Origin of the sequence: Campylobacter sp. RM9331 (assembly GCF_020137685.1) — a bacterium.
Classification (GTDB): domain Bacteria; phylum Campylobacterota; class Campylobacteria; order Campylobacterales; family Campylobacteraceae; genus Campylobacter_E.
Genome location: NZ_JACGBA010000020.1, coordinates 1 through 20,586, shown reverse-complemented (window position 1 = coordinate 20,586; position 20,586 = coordinate 1). Strand labels below are relative to the sequence as shown.

The following is a 20,586-nucleotide window of genomic DNA, read 5'->3' as shown; positions in this document are numbered from 1 at the left end:
ATTTAAAAATAAAGAAAATAAAATTAAAGGAAAAAAATGAAAAAAAAGAAAAATATCGGTATTGGTGTTATTGTAGGTTTAATAGCTGCTAGTTTATTTAGCACTAAGGTATTTGCTTTTATGTTGTATTTAAAGAATCCTAATAACCCTTATAACTCGTTGAAAAATATTGAAGCAACAATTAACTTAGTAAAAAGTGTAGGGGAATTTGATAAATTTATATCGCAAGAGCGTTTGGCATTAGAACTATATGCTTCTTATGGTTTAACTTTTATCTTAGGATTTGCAATAGCGTTAATAGCATTATATTTTGTGCAAAAAGCTAAGAATAAAAATAAAATACAAAACTGATTTAATATTTTTATCTTAAAGTTATAAAAACATTAAGCTCTGTTATTTTTATAATAAAGCTTAATGTATAAATAAAAATTAAAATTATGATTAGACTAATTTTTTAAATACTAGAATTTAAAATCATCAAGAAGTTAAAATTAAAAAGCGTAAAATAATAACGAAAAAGCTATTTTACGGCTAATTGATTAAAATTTTTAATAAATCATAAGCTATATAAATCATTATTAGGCTAGTTAATATTTCTATAAAAAAATATATTTTTTTATTTAAAAGTATTTTACTAATTTTACTAACTCCTAATCCTAAAGAAAAAAACCACAAAAAAGAAGCACATACACCACCTAAGAAAAATAATATCCTTTCATTTTGTTGAATATTTATAGCGTTTGCTCCAACTAAAAATATGGTATCTAAATAAACATGTGGGTTTAGTAAAGTAATTGCTAAGGTTAAAGTTATTGCTTTTTTTACACTTAATTTTTCATTATCATTTTGAAAATCACAATTAGTGTTCATAAAGGCTGATTTTAGTGAAATCATCGCATAAGTGATTAAAAATAACATACCTAAAATTGTAACTATTAAACTCATTGTTTCGTTTTTTAATAATACTTTACCAACTCCAAATACTCCACAAGCAAGTAAAATAGCATCGCAAATAAAACAAATACTGCATATTAAAATTATATGATTTTTTAATATTGCTTGTTTTATTACAAACATATTTTGAGCTCCGATAGCAACAATTAATGATAATATTAATATAAAACCTTTTATAAAAACCATTGTAAAATCCTTTTAAAAATAATATTATATAAAAAAATAATTTTAAGGATTAATATGAAAAAACCAACAAAAGCACAAATGCAATTAATTAAAAAATTACCATTTAAATATCAAATAATTGCTTTAATTGTTTTTTTAGTAGTTGCAAATTTTTCTTATTTTACTTCTTTTACTAAAGAGTATTCACTAGAAAAAGTAAGTGATGGAGATACTATAGTTTTGCTTAGCAAAGGAGAAAAAATCAAAGTGAGATTTTATGGTATAGACGCACCTGAAAGCGCTCAAGAATACGGGCAATTTTGTAAAAATATGCTAAGTGATTTTCTTAAAAATAAAGATATTAAGTTAGAGATTAAAGACAAAGATAAATATGGACGGGTTGTAGGTATTGTCTATGCTAATGGCGAAGATATAAATAAAGCAATGGTAAGAAATGGTTGTGCGTGGTCGTATCAAAACTATACGAAAAAATATGTAGATGATGAAAAATACGCAAGAGCCAATAAATTAGGATTATGGCAAGGTAAAAATCCACAAAATCCAAGAGAATTTAGATTAGAGCATAAAAGAGATTGATTAGCAAATCTTTTATGTTATCTTTAGATTTTATTTTAACTTAAGGAGAAAGCTATGGGATTTTTTGATAAACTCAAAGCAGCTTGTGGTATTCCTGATTATGAAGCTTATTTAAAAGAGCATAAGGAAAAATACCCAAATGAAGAGCCTTTAAGCAAAGAAGAATTTTTAAAGCGTGAGAAAGAGCGTTTAAATTCTAATTGTGCTTGAGGTTAATTAAGAAGCAAGTTTGCTTATACAAGATTAAGGACAAGCAATGTTTAAAAAGCTTAAAGCATTTTTTAAAACAAAAACTCAAAGCTATGAAAAATACTTAGCTGAATGTGAAAAAACAGGCGAAAAGCCAAAAAGCGAAGAAGAATTTAAAACGATTAAAAAAAGTTGTTGATTATTTAAAAGAAGCTAGTTTAGTTTTACAAGTTAATTTAAAATAATTCCTATTTTAAAATTAAAATAGGAATTTCAAATATTAAAATCTTCTAAAAATTGTTGCTAAAATCCCACCTGAAATATTGTGCCACACGCTAAATAAAGCAGCCACAACAGCAGCTAAAGGATAAGCAGCAAAATGAGTAGTTGCTAGTGAAGCAGCTAAGCCTGAGTTTTGCATTCCTACTTCTATTGCTAGAGTTTTTTGTTTTGCTAATTCTAGTTTAAAGATTTTTCCCGCAAAAAAGCCTAAAAGATAGCCTAAGACATTATGAAGCATTACAACTACTAAAATAATGCCTAAATTATCTAAGATTTTTGTTGCATTTGCACCAACTACACTCATTACTATAGCTACAATTCCAAAGGTTGAAATAAGTGGCAAAATATCTTGTAATTTTTCAGTAATTTTAGGTAAAAATTTATGAGCTAAAACACCTAATAAAATAGGAATAATAATCACTTGAATAATGCTAATAAACATTGAAATAGCGTTAATATCAATGCTTTTTCCAACTAATAAATAAGTAATAAATGGAGTAATTATCGGAGCTAAAATCGTAGTGCAGCTTGTAATGCTAACTGATAAAGCAACATCAGCTTTTGCTAGGTAGCTAATTACATTTGAGCTAGTTCCACCAGGACAAGCACCAACTAAAGCAACACCTATTGCTAAAGCACTATCAAGTTTGAAAACAAAAATCAAAACAAAAGCTATAAAAGGCATTATTATAAATTGTGCAAAAATACCTATAATCACATCTTTAGGTCTTAAAAATAATTCCTTAAAATCACTAGCTCTAACGCTAAGCCCCATTCCAAACATAATAATTCCAAGCAAATAATTAACATAACTTGTCTTAATAATATTAGAAATACTTGGATAAAACAAAGCAAAAGTAGTGCAAACTAAAACCAAAATAGCTAAATTTTTTGAAATAAAATCGCTAATTTTTTTCATAAAATCTCCTTTAAAAAACACGAAATTTATTAAATTAAACTTTAAAGTAAATTAAAAATGAAAATTAGTTTTTATTAGTTTTATTAATTATTCTTTTGATAACATAAAGGCAAAATCAAAGGTAGAAAATATGAAAAAAATAATAGTAGTAGATACTTTAAATGTGCTATTTCGCTCTTATTATGCGATGAGGAATTTAAAAAGTGCAAAAGATGAAAAACCAATAGGAATGATATTTGGTTTATTAAATTTTATGTTAAAAATTGTTGAAGAAATTGAATGTGATTATGTAGTTTTTGCACTAGATAGCTCGGGCGGGTCATTTAGAAAAGAGCTTTTGCCTGATTATAAGGCTAATAGAAAAGAATTAGAGCCTGAATTAAAAGAGCAAATTCCAGTATGTATCGAGCTTATTAAAAAATCAGGATTTTTATCAATAGAAATTCCTAATTACGAAGCTGATGATATTATTGCTAGTGTTAGTAAGTTTGCTAAGCAACAAGGCTTATTTACTAGCATTTATTCAACCGATAAAGACCTTTATCAATTGCTTGATGATAATAATACCGAGTTAATTGGTAAGAATTATGAGATTATAAACGAGTTAGCTTGTATTGAGAAATTTGGCGTTAAGCCTTATCAAATGCTTGATTATTTAACCTTAGTAGGCGATAGTGCTGATAACTTTAAAGGTATTCCTGGTATTGGACCAGTTGCTGCTAAAAAACTATTAAACGAATACGATAGCCTTGATAATGTATATAAAAATCTAAATGTATTAGGCAATAAAAGTTCTCAAAAAAAATTAGCCGAACATAAAGATGATGCGGTTTTATCTAAAAAATTAGCAAAATTAGTTGATGATTTGCCTTTAGGAGATTTTCTAAGCAAGGCTAGTAAGCCAAGTATTAATATATTTAATAATATTGAAGATGAATTAAGAGAATTTGAATTATTTAAATTCTTAAAATTTATAGATAAACAAAACGAGATAAAAGAAGAAAAACAAGTAAGCTTAAAATATACAAAAACCTTATTAGATGATAAAGAAGAATTATTTAAGATTATAGATAATTTAGGTGATGAGGTTGGGTTTGATACCGAAACAACAGGGCTTAATTATGATGATAAGATAGTTGGATTTTCGTTTTGTAATCAAGATAAAAGCTATTATGTTCCAATACTACATAAAAATGCAAAAAATATTGCTAAAGAAGATGCTATAAAAGCTATAAATAAGATATTTGAAAAAGTAATAATAGGTCATAATTTAAAATTTGATTTAAAAATGCTGAAAAATGACTTAGGTATTTCATATCCAAAGAAATTTAAAGATAGTATGATAGCTGCTTGGCTACTTGATTCAAGTTCTAAATACTCACTTGATTATCTTGCTAAGGAGTATTTTGATTATACTTGTTTAGCTTATGAAGAAGTAGTTAAAAAGGGCGAAAATTTTAGCGATATTGATACCAAATTAGCTTGTGAATATGCAAGCGAAGATGCGTTTATAACTAAAGCAATTTATGAACACGCTTTTAAAAACTTAGATGATGAACGCAAAAAAGAATTTGATTTTGAATGTGAGTTTATTAAAGTTTTAATTTCTTTAGAAAATAATGGAATTACACTAAATAAAGAAAAATTATTAAATCTTCAAAATATATTAGAGCTTAATTTAAAAGAATTAGAAAATCAGATATTTAATATGGTTGGCTTAAGCTTTAATTTAAATTCTCCAAAGCAACTTAAAGAGATTTTATATGATAAATTAAAACTACCTGATAATTATAAAGGCTCAACTAATGAAGCAGCCTTACAAAGCATAGAGCATCCTATTGCTGAATTGATTTTAGAATATAGAACCGCTAGCAAAGTCCTTAGCACCTATGTTTTACCATTGCTTGAGTTAAATGTAGATAATCAAGAGAATTTTAAAGTGCGTTCAAACTTTTTACAAACAGGCACAGCAACAGGAAGGCTTAGCTCAAATAATCCAAATCTACAAAATATCCCTGCTAGAAGCAAATACGCAAGTTTTCTAAAAGAAGCTTTTATCCCGCAAAAAGGTTATTCATTTATTAGTCTTGATTATTCTCAAATTGAGCTTAGAATGTTGGCTCATTTTAGCCAAGATGAAAATTTATTAAAAGCATTTTTATTTGATGAAGACATTCATACAAGAACTGCTATTGAGATTTTTGGCACGAGCGATAAAGATAAAAGAAATTATGCAAAAAGCATAAATTTTGGTCTAATTTATGGAATGGGTGCTAGAAGACTTAGTGAAGAGTTAAAAATACCATATAGTGATGCTAGTGATTATATTAAAAAATATTTTGCTTCTTTTAGTTTGATTAAAGAATATTTTGAAAATACAAAAAAACAAACAAAAGATTTAGGTTATATCAAAACGCTTTTAGGTAGGAAAAGATTTTTCAAATATACAAATGATATTAAGATAAATAATGCAAACGATAGAGAATGTATAAATAGCATTTTGCAAGGTTCGGCAGCAGATTTAATTAAATTAGCTATGATTAAGATTTATCCATATTTGAGTGAAAATGCAAAATTGATATTGCAAATTCACGATGAGTTAATTTTTGAAGTAAAAGATGAATATGTATTAGAATTTTCAAAAATAGCTCAAAATATAATGGAAAATGCTTATGGTTTAAAAGTTAAACTAAAAACGAGTTTGAGTGTTGGGAAAAGTTGGGATAAATTAAAATAAAGGGAAAGGTTATGGAAATAATATTTGCTTGGAATAAAGACTATGAAACAAATATTGATAATGTTGATAAGCAGCATTATTATTTAGTGCAATTAATCAATGAACTAGCTTTAAAATTAAGCGAAAAGAATTTAAATAAAAATGAGTTAGATGAAGCTTTTAATGGTATTTTAAACTATGCTAAAGAGCATTTTTTAGAAGAAGAAACGCTAATGCAAAATGTAAATATTTTTAGTGATTTTTTTCAAGAGCATAAATTAAGTCATAAAATGTTTATAGAACAAACTAAGCAATTATATGATGATGTTGGAGATGGCACTAATAAAGAAGCTGTTAAGAGTTTGTTAGAGTTTTTGATTTCTTGGCTTGCTTTTCATATTTTAGGGATTGACCAAAATATGGCAAAACAAATAGAATTAATTAATCAAGGTCTTGAAGCTAAAGAAGCTTATGAGATAGTAGTTCAAAATGAAAATAAGCAAACAGCACCTTTAGTAAAAGCTCTTAGTAATCTTTTAAATGTTGTAGTTAAGAAAAATAGTGAATTATTAGAACTTAAAAGAAATCTTGAATTAAAAGTGAAAGAGAAAACAAGAGAATTAGCAGCAACAAATCAAACTTTAAGAAGTATAGCTTTAACAGATGTATTAACAAATTTGCCAAATAGAAGACATTTATTTGAAGTTTTAGAAGTTATTTTAAATGAAGCTAAAGAAAATTCATTAATTACAAGTGGTTTAATGATTGATTTAGATAATTTTAAAGAAGTAAATGACACTTATGGACACGAAATGGGCGATAAGGTATTAAGAGAGTTTTCGCAAACAATCAAAGAAACTATTAGAACTGATGATGTTTTAGCAAGACTTGGTGGAGATGAGTTTTTTGTTTTATTACCAAATACAGATATTGATGGTGCTATGTTATTAGCAAAAACACTTTTAAATGTTACTAGAAGTTTAAATATTCAAGTAGGAAATAAGCTAGATGATAGATGGAAAAGTAGTATTAGTATAGGAGTGGCTACAATTTTACCTACTACTATTACAAATTCTAATGATTTTATGAAAAAAACCGATTTAGCAGTGTATGCTGCTAAAAATGCTGGCAAAAATTGCATAAAAGTATATAATGAAGAAATTTTAACTAAATGAATGTAATATTTTAAGATTTAAATAAAGGAAAAAATGTGGATTTAACAACGGTCTTAGGAATGGTTTTAGCTCTTACATCTATTTGCGTAGGGGATATTTTAGAAGGTGGTAACCCATTACACCTTATTCATATTTCATCGGTTTTAATCGTTTTACCAACAGCATTTTTCTCTACTATGGTTGGAACGAATAAATATTTTATAAAAGGAGCTTTTAAAGAGCTTAAAATAGTTTTTAAAGGTAGTGGGGTTAATTTTCAAGCAAGAACCGATCAGTTAATAGAATTTGCTTCTATTGCTAGAAAAGATGGGCTTTTAGCACTTGAACCAAAAGTAGCTGAAATAGATAATCACTACTTAAAATCAGCAATGATGATGATGGTTGATGGTAAAGATGTTGAAGAGATAAAAGAAAGTATGGAGCTTGATATTTCTCATTCAGAAACTTATTATGATGAGTGTAGGGAATTCTTTTGTCGTGTAGGTGAGTCTTGTCCTACATTCGGACTTGTTGGAGCGGTGTGCGGTCTTATGCTAGCACTTCAATTACTTGATAATCCGCAAGCAATGGCGATGGGTATTGCGGGTGCATTTACGGCTACGGTTACAGGGATTTATTGTTGTTATGGAGTGTTTGTGCCTTGGGGAAACAAAATCAAAGGTAACGGACATGATTTAATAGTAGAAAAAGAGCTTATGATGGCTGGGGTAGTTGGTATAGCAGAAGGTGCAAATCCAAGAGATTTAGAGCAAAAGCTATTTTTATATTTCCCACATGGTTTAGTGCCTAAATCACAATTTGGTGAATAATAATGTCTAAGAAAAAAAAGTGCCCACCAATACCAGCATGCGAGAAATGGGCTGTTCCTTTAGCAGACTTTTTCTCATTATTACTAGCGTTATTTATTGCACTTTACGCTATTGCTTCGGTAAATACTGATAAAGCAAAGGCTTTAACTAAAGAATTTGTAAAGATTTTTGATTTTCCAAGCACGCAGGTGGTAGAAAAAGAGAGTAAAACAGATGGCAAACATAGTCCATCAAATAACGAAGAATCTCGTGCTTTACAAGCTCAAAATATAAATCAGCAAGAAAGTATAGAAAAACTAAAAGCTATCTTAGATCAAAGAGAAAACCAATTTTATATGGAACTTCCTTCAATATTGTTATTTAATAAAGATGAAACTAGAGTTGCAAATAGTGATGATATTTTATATCTTAAAAGAATTAAAATGATTATGCAAGGCTTAGGAGATGGGGTTCAGCTTGAAATTCGTGGATTTAGCGATAATGATGATAGTTATTTAACAAGTTTTGATTTAGCGACTGCAAGAGCTAGAGAAGTCCTTGAGATACTTATTAAAAGCGGGGTTGATTCATCAAAACTTAGTATCAAAAGCTATGGAGCAAACAATCCTAGATTTGATAATAATAGTTTAGAATCTATCAAAAATAATAGAGTTGAATTATATTTTAAAACTGATATAAACGATATAAAATCTCAAAAAACAATACTTGATGCAGTAGAAAAAGTTAAATAATTTTATATATATTTAAAGTTTTAAGGAATTTCAAATTCTTTTAAAGCTTTAAATATTACATTTTTACCATTTTTATCTTTTATAAATTAATAATAAAAACTTTATACTTATTTTACATATAATTAATTGTGTAATTTTGTAACAATTTTAGTTAAGTTTTTATATTTTTACTTTTCTTCACATTTTTTTCACACTACATTTTCAAAAAGGAGAAAAAATGAGACCAGAAGAGTTAAGAGCTTTAATTTCAAAAAACATATTTTAAAATTAAAGCTTAAAACTATAATGCTAAAAATGATTTAATAATTTTACTTTGTAATTAAAGTTAAAGCTATTTTTTAAAGCATTACTTACATAATCTTTTGCATTTTTACAAGCTGTTTTAATATCTTCGTTTAAAGCTAAATTACAAGCAATTGCAGAGCTTAGAGTGCAACCCGTGCCGTGAGTTACAATATTTTTTATTTTTTTGCCTTTAAAAATCGTAATTTCACCATTTTCGCTTAAAAAATCACTTGCTTTTAAATGTCCACCTTTTAACAAAACCTTACAATTTAGAGTTTTTTCTAGACTTTTTGCTGCATTTATTGCATCTTTTTCATTTGTGATTTTTTCGCCTAACAAAACTTCAGCTTCATATAAATTTGGAGTAATCAAATAAACATTTTTTGCAAAACCTTTTATAGCATTAATTGCCCTTTCATCAAGCAATCTCGCACCACTTGTAGATACCATTACTGGATCTAATACGATTTTACTATATCCATTTAGAGTATTTTTAACACAATTTATAATTTCTTCATCATAAAGCATTCCGATTTTTATAAAATCTATTTCGCATTCATCAAAACAAGCTTTTATTTGAGCTTTTATAAAATCTGCATCAACTCTTAAAATGCCAAAAACTCCGCTAGTATTTTGAGCAGTTAGAGCTGTAATTACACTCATTGCATACATTTTATGAGCTTGAATTGTCTTTATATCAGCTTGCAACCCAGCCCCACCAGACGGGTCACTTCCAGCTATACTTAATATCTTTTTCATTTAATTCTCCTATGTTTTTAATATTTATTGTTGCATTTTTGCAATTGATTCCAATGCTAAAAATGTCGTTTTTATTAGCTAAATCAATTATTTTAGAGCTATCATCAATTAAAATAAATTTATTAGTATTTAGCTTATTCATACAAGTTTTTAAAGCTATTTGAGTAGTTTTTAAATATTTTCTTTCATCTTGAATGAAAACAAATTTATCTAAAATATCAAATCTTTTTAAAACAAGTTTTGCAAATGGACTAGCTGTATAAATACACTTTTTATAAGCTTTAAATTTGGCTAAAAACTCATTTACACCTATACATAAATTAGCTTCTTTGCTATAAAAATCAATGCAAGTTTTAATGATTTTTTTACTTAATTTAGTTTTGTTTAATTCATCAATTTTTTTAAGCCCATCATAAAAACTTAAATCATCTAAATTATATCCATTAGCTAATTCTTGCCAAAAGCCAACGCTATCAATGATTACGCCATCAAGGTCAATTATAAAAGAGAAATCTTTTTCCATAATTTTTCGCAATTTGCTTTATAATTTTGATTTTCATAAATCGCACTTATACAAGCTATATTTTTTATTTTAAATTCTTTTAAATTGTCTATATTTTGATAATTTAATCCTCCTATTGCCACTTTAGGAATGTTTATTTCTTGCACTATTTTTATTAGGTCATTTTTGCTTAGCATTTTTGCATCTTTTTTAGTATTGCTCTCATAAATTGCTCCAATGCCTAGATAATTTGCTCCTAATTTTAAGCCCTTTAACGCTTCTTCATAATTACTTGCACTTATTCCTAAAAACATATTTTTTGGTATTTTTAGATTTTTGTTTATATCACTTTGTCCTAGATGAATACCATCAGCATTTAGCTTAATTGCAAGTTCTAAATCATCGTTTATTATTAAAGCTACTTTTTTTATTTCACAAAGATTTTTTAATTTTAAAAGTGTATTAAGGCTATAATTGTTCGCTTTATTTCTTACTTGAAAGCAAGTTACATAATCAAATAAAATCTCACAAATATCTAATAATTCATCTTCTTTAGTGTATATATCATCACTAATTGCATAAAATCTTAAAATTTCATCTAAGTTTTTCAATTTTTATCCTTTCTTTTATGGTAGTTCCATCAATTTTGCTTAACTCATCAATTAAGTGCATTTTAAACGACATAGTGCCATTTGCTTTAGTTTCGGCTATTTCAGCACTTATGTTAAATGCACTTATACCTGTGATTACAGAATTTAATTTATCATCATTTGCCCCTACAAAAACGGCTAAGATATTGCCTAGCATACAACCTGCACCTGTGATTTTCGTCTGCATTGCCGAACCATTGCTTAGCATAAAAACATTTGTTTTATTGATGATAAAATCATTTTTACCTGTGATTACCAAAATAGTTTTATGTTTTTTAGCAAAATCAATGTATTTTTCTAAACCATTTTGATTTATTTCATCACTACTATCGCAGCCACTTGTATTTAATGTCTTATTTACTAGATAATTTATCTCGCTTGCATTGCCTTTAATTACACAAAACTTTATATTTTGCATTAAATATTTACATAAATTATTTCTTGCATTACTAACTCCTGCTGCAACGGGGTCAAAAACAATAGGAATATTTAATTCATTTGCCTTTAAGGCTGCGTTTTTATGGGCTTTTATTAGATTGTCGTTTAACTGCCCGATATTTAGCAAAACCGCATTACTAATTGTAACAATTTCGCCAACTTCTTCATAAAAATCTCCCATAATAGGTGAGCCACCAACAGCTAAAATAGCGTTAGCTGAGTCATTTATCGTTACATAATTTGTAATACTTTCTACTAAAGTTTTATGATTTCTTGTTTTTTGCATAATGTTTTGATACATATTCTCCTCCTAAGGTTAAAATTAAAATGATTAAAAAAGTTAAAATTGATGCTAAAAAATCAAAATAAATCAGTATTTGGTAAATTAAAAATCCAATAAACCAAATTAAAAAATTTAATTTAGCTGAATTTTTGAGTTTAAAACAATATACACATACCATAACCGATGCCATAGGTAAAAATACTGAACTTAATGTATATAAAAAATTTTCATATAAAGAAAAAGGTATAAAAATAGCTATTAATAAAGCAATAAAGATTATTAATAAAATTGTAATTTTATTACCAAATTTATTATTTATATTTTTAATACTTTCATTAGCTGAAAAAATATCTAAATATGTTGTTGTTATTGTTGAAAAAATAATCAAAAATATTATTAACATTGATAATTTTAAAGTGATTAAAAAACTAGAAAGGTCGCTATAGTATTTCATAGTTAAATATCCAATTATATACATAAGCGAACTTCCTAGAAAATACGCAACTGAAGCTACTAAACTATCTTTTATTGGATTTTTAAAATATTTTGTATAATCACCAACTAATGCAAGCCAAGAAATTGGCATAGCAATACTTAGTTCAATAGCATTTATTAAGTTTATTTTATTAACTTCTATTTGGTTTAAATTAAGATTAATTAAGTTATAAAAAATATAAATTACTATCAAAAAAAGTATGCAAACTATAAAATTATTTATTAACATTAATAAATTTTGTTTTAATAATAGCCATATTATTAAAAGTGATGATAACAAAATTGCTACTAAGTTAAAATTTGTATTTGGATATAGTCCATTTAGTAGTATTGCTGCACTCATAATCATAACTGCACTCCAGCAAATTAAAGCTAGAAAATTGCAAAATGAAAAGAATATTTTGCCATTTTGTGAGTAAAAATATTTAAGACTACCCATAGCATTGTATTTTAGTTTAGTGCTAATATACATCATAGCAAAAAATAAAATTCCACCTAAAAAATGTCCAAAAAATATAGCAAATAAAGAATCACTTAAAATAAGACCTGAAAATAAACTACCGGCTTCAATTTCAGCTAGCGAAATACTAGCTCCAAGCCACAAGAAAAAATTACTCATACAACTCTCCATAAAATTAATTTATGGGAATGCTAAGAAAGGATTAGAAAAAATTTTGCATCTCCCTACGCTGGCATTACCCAAACAGGTTCAAAGGGTCAAGACTATTACGCCTACTCTCAGCTTTCGCTCCCCTAAAATCATTATTCTAATTAAAATTAGTTATGAAATAGATATATAAAATATTACAATAATTATTTGTTATATTGCAATAATTTCTTAATTTTTAATATAAATAATCAATATATTTAATACTTATTTTATATATAATTAATTGTGTAATTTTGTAACAATTTTAGTTAAGTTTTTTATATTTTTACTTTTCTTCACATTTTTTCACACTACAATTTCAAAAAGGAGAAAAAATGAGACCAGAAGAGTTAAGAGCTTTAATTTCTAAAAATGAATTCAATAAACCTACAGCAGGGGTTTGTAAAGGTTATGTTCAAGCTAATCTTGCGATTTTGCCTAAAAGTGATGCTTATGATTTTTTATTATTTTGTCAAAGAAACCCTAAACCTTGTCCTTTAATTGAAGTCTTAGACGCGGGAGAATATCTTACAAAAACAAGTGCAAATAATGCAGATATTAGAACGAGTATTCCTAAATATAGAATATATAAAAAAGGCGAATTAGTAGAAGAAACAAGTAATATTATTAATCATTTTAAAGATGATTATGTGAGTTTTTTAATAGGTTGTTCGTTTTCATTTGAAGCAGCTTTATTAAATCATAATATACCTTTAAGACATATTGATGAAGATCATAATGTGCCTATGTATATTACAAATATTGATTGTGCAAGTGCTGGTAAGTTTTATGGAAAAATGGTTGTTTCAATGCGACCAATTAAACATAAAGATTTAATCAAAGCTACAACTGCAACTGCTCTTTATCCTAGCGTGCATGGAGCACCTGTTCATATAGGAAATCCTAGTGTAATAGGTATTAAAGATATTAATAATCCTGATTTTGGAGACGCATCTACTATTTATCCTGATGAAGAATGTGTATTTTGGGCTTGTGGGGTAACTCCGCAAAGCATAGCACTTACTAGTAAGCCTGATATTATGATAACTCATTCTCCTGGATATATGTTTGTAACGGATAGAAAAGATAGCGAATATAGTGTGTTTTAGTATTAAAAAAATAAATTTAAAGGATGATTATGTATAACAAATTTAAAATTACAAGCGAAACTTCATTGCTTTTATATCTTGAGCCTCCAATAAGCATAGAAAAACAACGCCTATGCTATGCACTTAATTTAGTAATTAAAGATATGCCTTATATAAAAGAAGTAGTGGTCGGAATGAATACTCTTTATGTCTTAACAAGTGATTTAAATTATAAAGATTTATTAGATTTACAAAGTAAATTAAATGAGTTAATTACTAGCACTAAACCACTAGAGCTATCAGGAAGATTGATTGAAATTCCTGTTGATTATGGTGGGGATTTAGGACTTGATTTAAAAGTAATTGCAAAGGCTAAAGGTATGAGTATGAGTGAGTTTGCTAAATTACACGCCGAGCCTATTTATGATGTTTATTTTATAGGTTTTCAACCAGGATTTGCATATTTGGGTGGATTAAATGAGATTTTACACACTCCAAGGCTTAGCACCCCAAGACTTAAAATTCCAGCAGGTTCGGTTGGTATAGGTGGAGCTCAAACAGGAATATATCCTTATCAAAGTCCAGGTGGATGGAATATCATAGGAAATACAAAGGCAAAATTATTTGATGTAAATAGCGAAAATCCGAGCCTTTTAAAAGCAGGTGATAGATTAAAATTTGTAATCAATAGCATTAAGGAGAGATTATGAAAATTACAAAAATATCATCAATTGCAACTATCCAAGATTTAGGTAGGTTTTCGTATAAAGGTTATGGGGTAAATGAGAGTGGGGCTTTAGATAAGTGGAGCTTTATGTTAGGTAATGCTTTATTAGGAAATGACTTAAATGCACCTGCAATTGAAGTGATTTTAGGTGGGATAGAAATATATTGTAATAAGGCAATGACTTTTTGTATCACAGGGGCAAATTATGAAGCATTCATAGATGAAAAGCCAATTCATAATAATTATAGAATTAGAATTGAAGCAGGAAAAACTCTTAGATTAATAAGAGCTATGTCAGGAATGTGTGCTTATATTTGTGCTTATGGTGGTTTTAGTGCTGATTTTGTTCTTAATTCAGCTTCTACAAATCTTAGCGCATCTTTTGGTGGATTTAATGGTAGAGCATTAAAAGTAGGCGATGAATTAAGCATAGGTTCAAGAATGAATTTATCTCAAATAGCAGTATCTAGGATAAAACCAAGAGATAAAATAAGAATAATTAAAGGTGCTGAATGGGAGCTTTTTAGTGATGAAGCAAAGCATAATTTATTAAATCAAGAATTTAATATATCAAGCTCAAGTAATAGAATGGGATATAGGCTAAATAGTGATTTTAAACTTAATTTAATCAATGAATTAAGCTTGCCATCTCACGGAGTTAGTGCAGGAACTATTCAAGTGCCAAGTAGTGGAGAGCCTATAGTTTTATTAAAAGACGCACAAACAACAGGCGGTTATCCAAAAATTGCTCAAGTAATTGAAGCTGATTTAGGGCTTTTTGCTCAAAGTAGAATTAATTCTAAGATTAGTTTTGAATTAGTAAGTATTGAAGAAGCTCTAATGGCAAAAAAAGAAAGAATTTCACATATAAATCAAATAAAGGAGTATGCAAGTGAGAATTGATTTTAATTCAGATTTAGCTGAAGGTATGCAAAATGATGATGAGATATTAGCTTTAATAAGCTCTGTTAATGTATGCTGTGGGCTTCACGCTGGCGGATATAAAGAAATATATAATACTTTAATTAAAGCTAAAGAATATAAGCTAAGAATAGGAGCTCACCCAAGCTTTAATGATAGGGCAAATTTTGGAAGAACTAATGAGAATTTAAATAAAGAATTATTACAAGCACTACTTGCTTATCAATTTGGTGCGATTAAGCAAATGTGCGAATTAGTAGGGGTAAAATTAAGCTATGTTAAACCGCACGGAGCTTTATATAATATGGCTTGTGTTGATTTAGACTTAGCAAAAAATATTGCAATAGAAGTTGCAAAATTAGGCAAAGATATAGCATTAATGGGGCTTAGCAATTCTTGTTTAATTAGTGCAGCAAATGATGTAGGCATTAATAGTATTAGTGAAGTTTTTGCTGATAGAAGATATACAGATGATGGTTTATTAGTATCAAGAACTAAAGAAAATGCTTTAATTGAAAATGAAGATGAAGCAATAAATCAAGTATTAAATATGATAAAACATTCATATGTAATCAGTGAAAATGGTAAAAAAATTAATATAAAAGCTGATAGTTTATGCGTTCATGGAGATAGCAAAAAAGCACTTTTATTCGCACAAAAAATCAAAAAAACTTTAGAAGAAAACAATATAAGCATAAGGAGTAATTAATGAAAAATAATAAAGCTATATTAGGTGCTGCATTTTTAATGGCTACTTCAGCAGTTGGACCTGGATTTTTAACTCAAACTGCTAGCTTTACGCAAAGCTTAGGGGCTAGTTTTGCTTTTATTATTTTAATGTCGGTTTTAATGGATATTGGGGTTCAATTTAATGTATGGAGAATTATTGCAGTTAGTAAATTAAAAGCTCAAGATATTGCTAATAAGGTCTTTCCAGGTGTAGGATATTTATTATCATTTTTGATAATTTTAGGTGGACTTGCATTTAATATAGGTAATATTGCAGGTGCTGGACTTGGATTTGAGACTATTTTTGGGATAAATCCTATTTTAGGAGCTTGTATTAGTGCAGTAATTGCTATAGGTATTTTCATTAATAAAGACGCAGGTGCACACATGGATAGATTTGCTAAGATTTTAGGTACTATATTAATACTTATAATAATTTATATTGTGTTTAAATCAAATCCACCTTTAAAAGAAGTGGCTATTGAGACATTTGCTCCATCAAAATTTGATGCTTTAAGCTTGGTTACTTTAATAGGCGGAACGGTTGGCGGATATATTACTTTTTCAGGTGCTCATCGCTTACTTGATGCGGGTATTTGTGGTGTTGAAAATCTAAAAGAAGTTAGTAAAAGTTCGGTTTCAGGAATAATTATAGCTAGTATTATTAGGGTATTTTTATTTTTAGCAGTTTTAGGTGTTATTTCTTTAGGCGTTAGTTTAAATCCTAACAATCCAGCTCTTACTCCTTTTGAATATATTTTGGGTAATTTTGGTAGTGTTGTTTTTGGTATTGTAATTTGGGCTGCTTCTATTACTTCAGTGGTTGGTTGTGCTTATACATCAGTTAGTTTTATATCAAGCTTTAGTCCTTGGCTTAAAAAGAATGAAAACAATATAATAATAGCTTTTATTATATTTTCTACTTTAGTATTTTCAACTATAGGAAAACCAACTGCAGTATTAATTTTGGTAGGGACTTTAAATGGTTTTATATTGCCTATTGCTTTATGTGTGATATTAATTGCAGCTTATAAGAAAAACATAGTAGGAGATTATAAACACTCTAAACTACTTGCTTTAATAGGTTGGTTAATTACCATTGCTATGGCGTATTTGTGCTATGTAACTTTAATGAAATATATAAACTCTTAAAATAATTAGAATTTGAAATTAATATTTCAAATTCTAAAACCCCTTTAGCTTATTGTCTATAGCTAAAAATAATTATTTTATTTAATTATGTATATCAAATATATCTAATAAAGTAGAAGTTACTTCTTCTATGCTTTTATTTGTGATATTTAAAAATGGGATATTGTTTATCTTCATTAAAAATTCTGCATTTTTTACTTCATTTTTACAATTAATTATACTTGCGTATTCAGAATTAGGCAGCCTTTCGTTGCGTATTTCACTTAGGCGATATGGGTCTATGCTAAGACCAAAAAGCTTGTTTTTATAAGGCTTTAAAGCATTAGGCAAAGCACAAGCCTTAAAATCATCAGGAGTTAGTGGATAATTTGCTACCTTAATTCCATATTGCATAGCAAGATAAAGGCTAGTTGGTGTTTTTGCTGATCTTGAAACCCCTATTAAAATTATTTGAGCATTATCAAGTGCGTAGATGAATTGCCCATCATCGTGCTCTAAAGTAAAATTAATAGCTTCTATTCTATTTTGATAATTTTTATTATGAGTGTTTGAGTGAGATAGACCTTGTTTTATGCTTGGTTTTACATTTAATTTATTTGAAATTAAGCTAACAAAAGGCTCTAATAAATCTATAAAAACACAATTAGAATTCTTAATATGATTAGCAATATTTACATTAATTAAAGTGCTAAATGCTAGCGGAATATCGGTTTTTGCTAATTCATTAATTTTATTTGCAACCTTAATCGCCTTTTCTTCAGTATTTATAAAAGGTTCTCTAATTTGTGTGAAAACATATTCATCTTCAAATTGAGCTAATACCGAGTGAGCAAATGTTTCAGCGGTTATTCCTGTTCCATCACTTATAAAAAACACAATTTTTTTATTTAATTGTTTCATTTAAGTTATCCTTGCTTGTTAAAATAAAATAATTCTATCAAAAAGGAGTGTGAAAATGGAATATGTTTTAGCTTTTTCAAAACTTAGAATGAGCGATGTAGAAATAGTTGGTGGTAAAAATGCTAGTTTAGGCGAGATGATTTCAAATCTTGCTAGTAGTGGGGTTAGAGTGCCTGATGGTTTTGCAACTACAGCACAAGCTTTTAGGGATTTTTTAAAATACAATAATTTAGATGAAATAATTAATAATGAATTAAGAAATCTAAATCCTGATGATTTAGATGCACTTGCTAAGTGTGGAGCAAGGATTAGAAGCTTAATAACTAAAGCTAATTTTCAGCCTTTATTTTTAGAGCAAATCACTAAGTTTTATAAAGAATTAGATAGCGATGGATTAGGCGCTTTTGCTGTCCGCTCATCAGCTACCGCAGAAGACTTGCCTGATGCTTCTTTTGCTGGTCAGCAAGAAACTTTTTTGAATGTTAGTGGAATTGATGATGTATTGGATAAAATCCGTTTGGTTTTTGCATCACTTTATAATGATAGGGCGATTTCTTATAGAGTGCATAAGGGTTTTTCACATTTTGAAGTATCGCTTAGTGCTGGTATTCAGCGTATGGTAAGAAGCGATAAAGGAAGTAGCGGGGTTATGTTTAGCCTTGATACTGAAAGTGGATTTAAAGATGTTGTATTTATCACTTCATCTTATGGATTAGGCGAATGTGTGGTTCAAGGCTCGGTGAATCCTGATGAGTTTTATGTATCAAAAACTTGCCTAAAAAACAATAATAAAGCAATAATCTCAAGAAAAATTGGCTCAAAGTTAATTAAGATGGAATTTAAAGAAGAAAGAAAAGCAGGAGAAAATGCCGTAAAAGTAGTAGATGTAGCTAAAAATATGCAAGATAAATTTAGCCTAAATGATGAGCAAATAAACGAACTTGCAAGATATGCTTTAATTATAGAAGAGCATTATAAAAGACCTATGGATATTGAATGGGGATTAGATGGATTAGATGGTAAGATTTATATACTTCAAGCAAGACCTGAAACCGTTCAATCTCAAAAGAAAAAAGATATAAGCTATAAATTAAAAGAAGAATCAAAAGTCCTAATAACAGGTAGAGCAATAGGACAAAAAATAAGCGTTGGGGTAGTTAAGGTTATAAATGATATTAGTGAGATTTCTCGTGTAAATGCTGGAGATGTAATAGTTACTGATATGACCGATCCAAACTGGGAGCCTGTTATGAAAAAAGCCGCAGCAATAGTTACAAATAGGGGTGGTAGGACTTGTCATGCAGCAATTATTGCAAGAGAGCTAGGAATTGGTGCAGTTGTTGGCACTAGTAATGCTACAACTATATTAAAAGATGGAGATTTAGTAAGCGTTAGTTGTGTTCATGGAGATGAAGGTAGGGTTTATGAAGGGGCATTAAAATACGAAGTAATTGAAAATGAAGAATTTGAAATGCAAAATTGCGGTGTAAAAATAATGATGAATGTGGGAAATCCTGCATTAGCATTCAAATTCGCACAAATGCCAAATGATGGTGTAGGACTTGCTAGACTTGAGTTTATTATAAATAATCACATAGGCATTCATCCTAATGCTATTTTAGATTACGGCAATATAAATGATGATTTAAGAAATAAAATAAATGAAGCTAGTAAAGGCTATGCTAATGCAAGAGAATTTTTTGTATCAAAATTAGCCGAAGGTATAGCTACAATTGCAGCTGCTTTTTATCCCAAGCCTGTGATTATTAGACTTAGTGATTTTAAGACTAATGAATATAGAAAATTATTAGGTGGAGAATTTTACGAAATGCACGAAGAAAACCCTATGCTAGGATTTAGAGGTGCAAGTAGATATTTAGCTCCTAGTTTTGCGGAATGCTTTAAGCTTGAATGTGAAGCTTTAAAAATAGCAAGAGATGAAATGGGGCTAAATAATATTGAAATTATGGTGCCTTTTGTAAGGACTTTATCACAAGCAAATTCAGTTATAAATCTATTGGCAAAAAATGGCTTAAAGCGTGGTGTAAATGGCTTAAGAGTGATTATGATGTGCGAAGTGCCTAGTAATGCTATTTTATGCGATGAGTTTTTAGAATATTTTGATGGTTTTAGTATAGGTAGCAATGATTTAACCCAGCTTACTTTAGGACTTGATAGAGATAGTGGAATGGATATTTTAGTGGCTGATTTTGATGAAAGAGATGAAGCGGTTTTATTTATGTTAGAAAGAGCAATTACAGCTTGCAAAAAAGCAAACAAATATGTAGGAATTTGTGGTCAAGGTCCAAGTGATCATATAGATTTAGCTGTTTGGCTAAAACAAAAAGGCATTAGCTCAATGTCGCTTAATCCTGATAGTGTTATTAGCACTTCAAAACGCCTAGCTAGTATTTAAAAATAGTTAATTTACATTGCTAAAAACAAAAAAGCAATGTAAATTTATTTTTTTT

The 20,586-nt window shown here is 28.3% G+C and carries 21 protein-coding genes, 1 pseudogene and 1 riboswitch; of the genes and pseudogenes, 14 read left to right on the top strand and 8 right to left on the bottom strand.

Going from position 1 to position 20,586, the window contains the following annotated elements:
• The first annotated feature begins 36 nt into the window (after window positions 1-36).
• Window positions 37-351, top strand: a complete 315-nt coding sequence (locus AVBRAN9331_RS07930) for a hypothetical protein (RefSeq protein ID WP_336612761.1) — start codon at window positions 37-39, stop codon at window positions 349-351.
• Between the two features lie 180 nt (window positions 352-531).
• Here AVBRAN9331_RS07930 and AVBRAN9331_RS07925 read toward each other — a convergent pair whose 3' ends face one another.
• Window positions 532-1,140, bottom strand: a complete 609-nt coding sequence (locus tag AVBRAN9331_RS07925) for a LysE/ArgO family amino acid transporter (protein WP_239802922.1) — start codon at window positions 1,138-1,140, stop codon at window positions 532-534.
• Between the two features lie 54 nt (window positions 1,141-1,194).
• Here AVBRAN9331_RS07925 and AVBRAN9331_RS07920 point away from each other — a divergent pair, with 54 nt between their 5' ends.
• The 3 genes from AVBRAN9331_RS07920 to AVBRAN9331_RS07910 are packed head-to-tail and all read left to right on the top strand — an operon-like array spanning window position 1,195 to window position 2,104.
• Window positions 1,195-1,716 carry a thermonuclease family protein gene (locus tag AVBRAN9331_RS07920; RefSeq protein WP_336612760.1) on the top strand — a complete coding sequence of 174 codons (522 nt, stop codon included), beginning with the start codon at window positions 1,195-1,197 and terminating at the stop codon, window positions 1,714-1,716.
• 54 nt (window positions 1,717-1,770) lie between these two features.
• Complete coding sequence (locus AVBRAN9331_RS07915; protein ID WP_214120529.1) at window positions 1,771-1,926, top strand: CstA-like transporter-associated (seleno)protein; 156 nt, start codon at window positions 1,771-1,773, stop codon at window positions 1,924-1,926.
• 46 nt (window positions 1,927-1,972) lie between these two features.
• Window positions 1,973-2,104, top strand: coding sequence for a hypothetical protein (locus AVBRAN9331_RS07910; RefSeq protein WP_275591981.1), 132 nt, complete (start codon window positions 1,973-1,975; stop codon window positions 2,102-2,104).
• A gap of 81 nt (window positions 2,105-2,185) precedes the next feature.
• Here AVBRAN9331_RS07910 and AVBRAN9331_RS07905 read toward each other — a convergent pair whose 3' ends face one another.
• Window positions 2,186-3,106, bottom strand: coding sequence for a bile acid:sodium symporter family protein (locus tag AVBRAN9331_RS07905; RefSeq protein ID WP_336612759.1), 921 nt, complete (start codon window positions 3,104-3,106; stop codon window positions 2,186-2,188).
• Window positions 3,107-3,236: 130 nt separating this feature from the next.
• Between AVBRAN9331_RS07905 and polA the strand changes: the two genes are divergently transcribed.
• Genes polA through motB form a run of 4 tightly spaced genes read left to right on the top strand, consistent with a single transcriptional unit; the run spans window position 3,237 to window position 8,537 of the window.
• Window positions 3,237-5,843, top strand: coding sequence for a DNA polymerase I (gene polA, locus AVBRAN9331_RS07900; protein WP_336612758.1), 2,607 nt, complete (start codon window positions 3,237-3,239; stop codon window positions 5,841-5,843).
• Window positions 5,844-5,854: 11 nt separating this feature from the next.
• Entirely contained in the window at window positions 5,855-6,997 is a 1,143-nt protein-coding gene (locus AVBRAN9331_RS07895) for a GGDEF domain-containing protein (RefSeq protein ID WP_336612757.1), read from the top strand.
• 35 nt (window positions 6,998-7,032) lie between these two features.
• Window positions 7,033-7,806 carry a flagellar motor stator protein MotA gene (motA, locus tag AVBRAN9331_RS07890; RefSeq protein WP_214118320.1) on the top strand — a complete coding sequence of 258 codons (774 nt, stop codon included), beginning with the start codon at window positions 7,033-7,035 and terminating at the stop codon, window positions 7,804-7,806.
• Window positions 7,807-7,808: 2 nt separating this feature from the next.
• The gene (gene motB / locus AVBRAN9331_RS07885) at window positions 7,809-8,537 is read left to right on the top strand and encodes a flagellar motor protein MotB (RefSeq protein WP_214150479.1); all 729 of its coding nucleotides are present in this window, start codon (window positions 7,809-7,811) and stop codon (window positions 8,535-8,537) included.
• 288 nt (window positions 8,538-8,825) lie between these two features.
• Here the strand turns inward: motB and thiD are convergent, their stop codons facing one another.
• Genes thiD through AVBRAN9331_RS07860 form a run of 5 tightly spaced genes read right to left on the bottom strand, consistent with a single transcriptional unit; the run spans window position 8,826 to window position 12,568 of the window.
• Entirely contained in the window at window positions 8,826-9,581 is a 756-nt protein-coding gene (gene thiD / locus AVBRAN9331_RS07880) for a bifunctional hydroxymethylpyrimidine kinase/phosphomethylpyrimidine kinase (protein ID WP_336612756.1), read from the bottom strand.
• A complete protein-coding gene (locus tag AVBRAN9331_RS07875) occupies window positions 9,550-10,104 on the bottom strand; it encodes a hypothetical protein (protein ID WP_336612755.1) in 555 nt (184 codons plus the stop codon). The genes thiD and AVBRAN9331_RS07875 overlap by 32 nt, the downstream gene beginning before the upstream one ends.
• Window positions 10,080-10,694, bottom strand: a complete 615-nt coding sequence (locus tag AVBRAN9331_RS07870; RefSeq protein ID WP_214150602.1) for a thiamine phosphate synthase — start codon at window positions 10,692-10,694, stop codon at window positions 10,080-10,082. The genes AVBRAN9331_RS07875 and AVBRAN9331_RS07870 overlap by 25 nt, the downstream gene beginning before the upstream one ends.
• Window positions 10,678-11,472: a hydroxyethylthiazole kinase gene (gene thiM / locus AVBRAN9331_RS07865; RefSeq protein ID WP_336612754.1), complete on the bottom strand. Its 795-nt coding sequence runs from the start codon at window positions 11,470-11,472 to the stop codon at window positions 10,678-10,680. The genes AVBRAN9331_RS07870 and thiM overlap by 17 nt, the downstream gene beginning before the upstream one ends.
• The gene (locus tag AVBRAN9331_RS07860) at window positions 11,435-12,568 is read right to left on the bottom strand and encodes a cytosine permease (RefSeq protein ID WP_336612753.1); all 1,134 of its coding nucleotides are present in this window, start codon (window positions 12,566-12,568) and stop codon (window positions 11,435-11,437) included. Before AVBRAN9331_RS07860 ends, thiM begins: the two co-directional genes overlap by 38 nt.
• 45 nt (window positions 12,569-12,613) lie before the next feature.
• Window positions 12,614-12,714, bottom strand: a riboswitch (TPP riboswitch).
• A gap of 216 nt (window positions 12,715-12,930) precedes the next feature.
• Between AVBRAN9331_RS07860 and AVBRAN9331_RS07855 the strand changes: the two are divergent.
• The 5 genes and pseudogenes from AVBRAN9331_RS07855 to AVBRAN9331_RS07835 all read left to right on the top strand — a co-directional run.
• Window positions 12,931-13,707: pseudogene (locus tag AVBRAN9331_RS07855) on the top strand (putative hydro-lyase); the annotation flags it as partial.
• A gap of 29 nt (window positions 13,708-13,736) precedes the next feature.
• Entirely contained in the window at window positions 13,737-14,396 is a 660-nt protein-coding gene (gene pxpB, locus AVBRAN9331_RS07850) for a 5-oxoprolinase subunit PxpB (RefSeq protein ID WP_214120413.1), read from the top strand.
• A complete protein-coding gene (locus tag AVBRAN9331_RS07845) occupies window positions 14,393-15,316 on the top strand; it encodes a biotin-dependent carboxyltransferase family protein (RefSeq protein ID WP_214120412.1) in 924 nt (307 codons plus the stop codon). The genes pxpB and AVBRAN9331_RS07845 overlap by 4 nt, the downstream gene beginning before the upstream one ends.
• Entirely contained in the window at window positions 15,306-16,043 is a 738-nt protein-coding gene (locus AVBRAN9331_RS07840) for a 5-oxoprolinase subunit PxpA (RefSeq protein ID WP_214118341.1), read from the top strand. The genes AVBRAN9331_RS07845 and AVBRAN9331_RS07840 overlap by 11 nt, the downstream gene beginning before the upstream one ends.
• The gene (locus AVBRAN9331_RS07835; RefSeq protein ID WP_336612752.1) at window positions 16,043-17,215 is read left to right on the top strand and encodes an NRAMP family divalent metal transporter; all 1,173 of its coding nucleotides are present in this window, start codon (window positions 16,043-16,045) and stop codon (window positions 17,213-17,215) included. The genes AVBRAN9331_RS07840 and AVBRAN9331_RS07835 overlap by 1 nt, the downstream gene beginning before the upstream one ends.
• Before the next feature lie 81 nt (window positions 17,216-17,296).
• Here the strand turns inward: AVBRAN9331_RS07835 and ppsR are convergent, their stop codons facing one another.
• Window positions 17,297-18,115 carry a posphoenolpyruvate synthetase regulatory kinase/phosphorylase PpsR gene (ppsR, locus tag AVBRAN9331_RS07830; protein WP_214120410.1) on the bottom strand — a complete coding sequence of 273 codons (819 nt, stop codon included), beginning with the start codon at window positions 18,113-18,115 and terminating at the stop codon, window positions 17,297-17,299.
• Window positions 18,116-18,170: 55 nt separating this feature from the next.
• Here ppsR and ppsA point away from each other — a divergent pair, with 55 nt between their 5' ends.
• On the top strand, window positions 18,171-20,531 hold the full coding sequence (gene ppsA / locus AVBRAN9331_RS07825) for a phosphoenolpyruvate synthase (protein ID WP_336612751.1): 2,361 nt from the start codon (window positions 18,171-18,173) through the stop codon (window positions 20,529-20,531).
• The last annotated feature ends 55 nt before the right edge of the window (window positions 20,532-20,586 follow it).